The organism is Alcanivorax sp. HI0083 (assembly GCF_001635175.1).
In genome coordinates this window covers 1-5350 of the sequence record NZ_LWFX01001276.1, presented here as the reverse complement: position 1 = coordinate 5350, position 5350 = coordinate 1, and the positions used below count along the sequence as shown (strand labels likewise).

Here is a 5350-nt window from a genome sequence, read left to right as displayed (position 1 = left end):
AATCCGAGGACGGCAACACCTATGCCTACCCGGACACCCTGGTGGGCACCGATTCCCACACCACCATGATCAACGGCCTGGGCGTACTGGGCTGGGGCGTGGGCGGGATCGAAGCGGAAGCCGCCATGCTTGGCCAGCCCATCGCCATGCTGATTCCCGAAGTGATCGGCTTCAAGATCACCGGCAAGCTGCGTGAAGGCATCACCGCCACTGACCTGGTGCTGACCGTCACCGAAATGCTGCGCCGCCGGGGCGTGGTGGGCAAGTTCGTGGAATTTTTCGGTGACGGCCTGGCTGACCTGACCTTGGCCGACCGCGCCACCATCGCCAACATGGCGCCGGAGTATGGCGCCACCTGCGGCTTCTTCCCCATCGATGAACGCACCACCGAGTACATGAAACTGTCCGGCCGCGACGACGACACCATTGCGCTGGTGGAAGCGTACTGCAAGGCGCAGGGCCTGTGGCGCTCCAGCAGCGACCCGGACCCGGAATTCACCGACGTGCTGGAGCTGGACCTGAACGATGTGGTGCCCAGCCTGGCTGGCCCCAAACGCCCGCAGGACCGGGTGCCGCTCACCGCGGTGAAACGCACCTTTATCGACGTGGTCACCGACACGCTGAAACTCAATGACGAGGAAATCAGCAAGCTGGAAGGCGAAGGTGGTCAGACCGCCGTGGGCAACCACGAACCCAGCGGTGGCGATGTGCCGGTGGTCATCGACGGCAAGAAACATCACATGAGCCACGGCGACGTGGTGATTGCCGCCATTACCTCCTGCACCAACACTTCCAACCCCAGCGTTATGCTGGCCGCCGGCCTGGTGGCCAAAAAAGCCGCCGAAAAAGGCATGAATCGCAAGCCTTGGGTGAAGACCTCGCTGGCCCCCGGCTCCAAGGTGGTCACCGATTACCTTGATGTGACCGGCCTGCAAAAACCGCTAAACGATATCGGCTTCGATTTGGTGGGCTATGGCTGCACCACCTGCATCGGCAACTCCGGGCCGCTGCCACCGGAAATCGACAAGGCCATTTCCGACGGCGACCTGGTGGTGGCCTCGGTGCTGTCCGGTAACCGTAATTTCGAAGGCCGGGTACACCAGAGCGTGCGCACCAACTGGCTGGCCTCACCGCCGCTGGTGGTGGCCTATGCCCTGGCCGGCACCGTGAAGATCGACCTGGATTCCGACCCCATCGGCAAGGACAAGGACGGCAACGCGGTCTACCTGAAAGACATCTGGCCCAGCTCCGATGAAATTCAGGCCGAGCTGGTGAAAATCAACGACGACATGTTCCGCAGCCAATACGCCAGCGTGTTCGAAGGGGATGAAATCTGGCAGAGCCTGCCCATTCCGGATTCACAAACCTACGACTGGGACAGCAGCTCCACCTACATCCAGAACCCGCCCTTCTTCGACGGCCTCACCGCCGAGATGGACGATGTACAACCGGTGAAAAACGCGCGCATCCTGGCAATGTTAGGTGACTCCATCACCACCGACCACATTTCCCCGGCCGGGGCCATCAAGGCGGATTCCCCCGCCGGCCATTACCTGCAGGGGCACGATGTGGAGCCCATCGACTTCAACTCCTACGGCTCACGCCGGGGGAACCACGAAGTGATGATGCGCGGCACCTTCGCCAACATCCGTATCCGTAACGAAATGACCCCGGACATCGAAGGCGGCTTCACCAGGCACCTGCCTGAAGGCGAGGAAATTTCCATCTACGGCGCGGCCATGCGTTATCAGAAAGACGGCATTCCCACCGTAGTTGTCGCCGGCAAGGAATACGGCACCGGCTCCAGCCGCGACTGGGCCGCCAAGGGCACCAACCTGCTGGGCGCCAAGGCAGTGATCGCCGAGAGCTACGAACGGATTCACCGTTCCAACCTGATCGGCATGGGCGTGCTGCCGCTGCAATTCCCGGAAGGCACCGACCGCAAGACGCTGAACCTGGACGGTAGTGAAGAGGTGGACATCCCGGATCTGGACAACAATCTGAAACCGGGCGACACCGTCACCGTGGTGTTCCGCCGCGATGGCAAGGAACAAAAAGTCGATGCCATTTCCCGCCTGGATACTGCAGCGGAAGTGGAGTACTACAAAAACGGCGGCATCCTCCATTATGTGCTGCGGCAGATGATGCAGTAGACGAGAGACGCTGCACGCTTCATGCAACACGCAGCCCGCTAACAGGCAATAACGCGGGCAAACCGTGTTGCCTGCCCTAACCCAAGAGGCCGCGCCCGGAAACGGACGCGGCCTTCTGTATTTTTGTCACCCATCGTAGGTCGCATTAGCCTAAGGCGTAATCCGACATCTGGCGTGCCCCTCCCCCCCAGTTGTCGACATACGCAACGTAACAGACCTCAATAGAGCGGGAACTTTCCCAACTTCCTCTATCTATTTTTCGTAGCTCGTAGCTCGTAGCACCCCTCGCCCGGTTTTTGCTATGCTGGTTATCTTCCACACCGGGTTTCGGGGAACTCCGTGCGTATCGTTTTCACTCTTAGTCTCTGCGTACTGGGCAGCCTGGCCAACCCTGCCATGGCCCAATCGCAAACCAGTGACGCGGATCTGCTCAGCGCAGAACAACGCGATGCCCGCCTGCGTGAACAACAGGAGCTGGAAGCGCGAGCCAGCGAGCTGGAAGCTCAACAGCAAACCACCCGCGAACTGCTGGAACAACAAGAGCAGTATCTGGACGCCCTGCGCGCCCAGATCAAGGCGATGAAAGCCTCGGAGAAAGCATCCGCCCCCACCAGCCCGGCAGGCACGCAGCCATGATTGGGCAATGGCTACAACGCTTGTTCCGTCGCACCCACCGGCCCACTGCGCCCGCCGCAGCGGCCACACCGGAACCGTCCACTCCAGCCGACGCCGCCCAGGATCCCCCCGACACGGTTGACGATCCTCTCGCTCTGTTTCTGCCTTTCCAGATTCGTCCACTGGAAAGCACGGACCTGGGTGAGCTGCTGGGCGTATTCCGCGAGGCCATCCAGATCAGCACCGCCGACCAATACGACCAGCAACAACGGGATGCCTGGAGCCGCGCACAAAGCCACGAAAGCCTGATTTCCGCCCTCAGTGAAGGGGAAGCCGTGGTCGCCGAATGGGACGACGCGCTGGTGGGTTTTGCCCATCGCGTCAATGGTTATATCAACATGGTCTTCGTACACCCGGATGCCAGCCGCGTGGGCATTGCCACCCTGCTCTACCAACACCTGGAAGACGGCGCGCGGGTGGAAGGCATCACCGAACTCAACGCCCACGCCAGCCTCACGGCCCACGACTTTTTCCATTTCATGGGGTTTACCAGTGAAGGTCAGGAAGAAGCCGAACGCGATGGCGTGCGCCTGCCCCGGCACCACATGCGCAAGTCACTGGTCTGAATCAAGAACCACAACACGCCTCACCCAGAGCGCAACACGGGCAACCGCTGCGCGCCGGGAGCCCGACCACTGACGCTTTCATTCAAAATCTGAAAGCCCGGGCTCCATGCGTTCTGGGTAACACGAATTACCGGAGCGTGCCCGGAACCTCCCTGCTTCGCCCATTGATCAATTAATCTGATCAAACCGGTCGAGCCATTCCCGTGGGTTGGTCGGCAGACTCCCCCTACACTTGTTCCATCGCTGAAGAGAAAATCGCTTCAGCCACCCAATCACATTGCGCTCACTCTGTGGTTATACCCCCGGGCTCAAAAAGCCCGTTGATTCCCCCCTTAAGGCCGTCCCCCCGACGGCCATTTTTTTTTGCCGCTCTGCGGCCGCCACACGCTTCACGCTGCATGCAACACGACACGCCACCAGAGCGTATATGCGATTCAGGACTTGTACAGCAATTTCCCGACACTGTTGAACGCCTTTTCCGACAGGCTCATGCGAATCATGGTGCGGAACCATGTTTCGGGCAGCAGCCAACGTGCCAGCAACAACATGCGTGCATCCGCGCCCACGCTATAACGCAGACGTTTACCGGGATCGTTAGCCGCCTTGTAGATCACCTTCGCGGCATCTTCCGGGGTAGAGCCACCCGGCCCGGTCTTGTCCATAACCCCGAACTGAGCCTTGGAATACTCATCGTAGGTCTTTACGCCCGTGCGGTTATCCCGGTCCGCCGAGCGACCGAAGAACGCCGTATTCACCGCCCCCGGCTCAATGATTTTCACCCCGATACCCAACGGACACAGCTCATACACCAGCCCCTCGGTGAACCCTTCCACCGCCCATTTACTGGCGTTGTAAACACTGTAAAGCGGCAACGGTACGCGCCCAACCATGCTGGCCACATTCACCAGCGCGCCGCTTTTTCGTTCGCGAAAATGCGGCAACACGGCCCGGCACGTTTCCATCAGGCCGAACACATTGGTATCGAACTGACGAATGATCTGGGCTTCGTCCAGGGTTTCAAACGCGCCCATCAGGCCATACCCCGCATTGTTCACCAGCACATCGATAGCGCCAAAATGCGCAATGGCCTTTTCAACCGCCGCATGAATGCTGGCCCGATCATTAACATCCAGTGGCAGGCACAACACCCGAGGCAAGGCAGCCAGTGCTTCGGCCTGTTCCGGCTTGCGCAGGGTTGCGACCACATTCCAGCCCTTGTCCTGAAACAACCGTGCCGTGGCATAGCCAATGCCGGAGGACGCACCGGTGATAAAAACGGTTTTCGTGTTCACTTCAGTCATTCTGTTTTCCTTTATTGCTGATCGGTTGAGCCGCCGTTCTCAGGCATGGCCAGGGTGATTGACGCCCGGCCGGATAAGATCCTGTTTCGCGTCGCCGAACATTTGCCCCAGCACCTTGCGTTGGGCGTTACGTCCTCTTTGTTGCTGCCATTGGCGCAGCCCCGGAACATAGTGCTGGCCACTGAACGAGAGCAACCGCGGCAACAGCGTGGCCAGCGGGTACCAGGCCGATACCGATTCCGGCAACCCCAGCTGGGCCATCTTGTCGCGGCTCAGAAAGTAACGGCTGACACTCAGATGTTTCTGGTAGGCAAGCTTGCGCTGCAGGGATTCAAATCGGCGGAAATGACGCTCCAGCGGTTCTTGAGCCAGGGCCTTGCCCAGCTCCTGGCTGGTCCAGTCCGGCTGGCTCTGGGTCATCAAGGTGTGGTGCAGCAACACAATGCCGTCCTGCTCGCGATCCACCAGCCACTTTTCGTCCACGCCCATCAGCCAGCAGGCGTATTTCCACAGGTGCATCACCGCACGGGATTCCCGCGGCGTCACCGGCACCCCCATCTTGCGCAGGCCGCCCAGCATCACCACGCAGAACCCCAGATAAGTGGCCACCATATCCACCTGACTCAGGGGTAAGCCCCACTGCGCCACATCCCAC

Annotated in this window: 5 protein-coding genes; 3 read left to right on the top strand and 2 right to left on the bottom strand. The window is 60.2% G+C overall.

The annotated features are described in order from the left end of the window. The 3 genes from acnA to A3754_RS18860 form a co-directional block, all read left to right on the top strand. Nucleotides 1-2153 (top strand): aconitate hydratase AcnA (gene acnA, locus A3754_RS18870; RefSeq protein WP_063520934.1); only part of this gene is annotated, 2153 nt, incomplete at its 5' end. A gap of 339 nt (nucleotides 2154-2492) precedes the next feature. After that, the gene (locus A3754_RS18865; protein ID WP_063520933.1) at nucleotides 2493-2789 is read left to right on the top strand and encodes a hypothetical protein; all 297 of its coding nucleotides are present in this window, start codon (nucleotides 2493-2495) and stop codon (nucleotides 2787-2789) included. Then, complete coding sequence (locus tag A3754_RS18860) at nucleotides 2786-3394, top strand: GNAT family N-acetyltransferase (protein ID WP_063520932.1); 609 nt, start codon at nucleotides 2786-2788, stop codon at nucleotides 3392-3394. The genes A3754_RS18865 and A3754_RS18860 overlap by 4 nt, the downstream gene beginning before the upstream one ends. A 434-nt stretch (nucleotides 3395-3828) precedes the next feature. On the opposite strand, the gene A3754_RS18855 is transcribed toward A3754_RS18860, so the two are convergent. Together A3754_RS18855 and A3754_RS18850 are read right to left on the bottom strand one after the other, a co-directional pair. After that, on the bottom strand, nucleotides 3829-4695 hold the full coding sequence (locus tag A3754_RS18855) for an SDR family oxidoreductase (protein WP_063520931.1): 867 nt from the start codon (nucleotides 4693-4695) through the stop codon (nucleotides 3829-3831). A 39-nt stretch (nucleotides 4696-4734) separates the two neighbouring features. Then, on the bottom strand, nucleotides 4735-5350 hold a 616-nt coding region (locus A3754_RS18850; protein ID WP_156497087.1), incomplete at its 5' end, for an oxygenase MpaB family protein.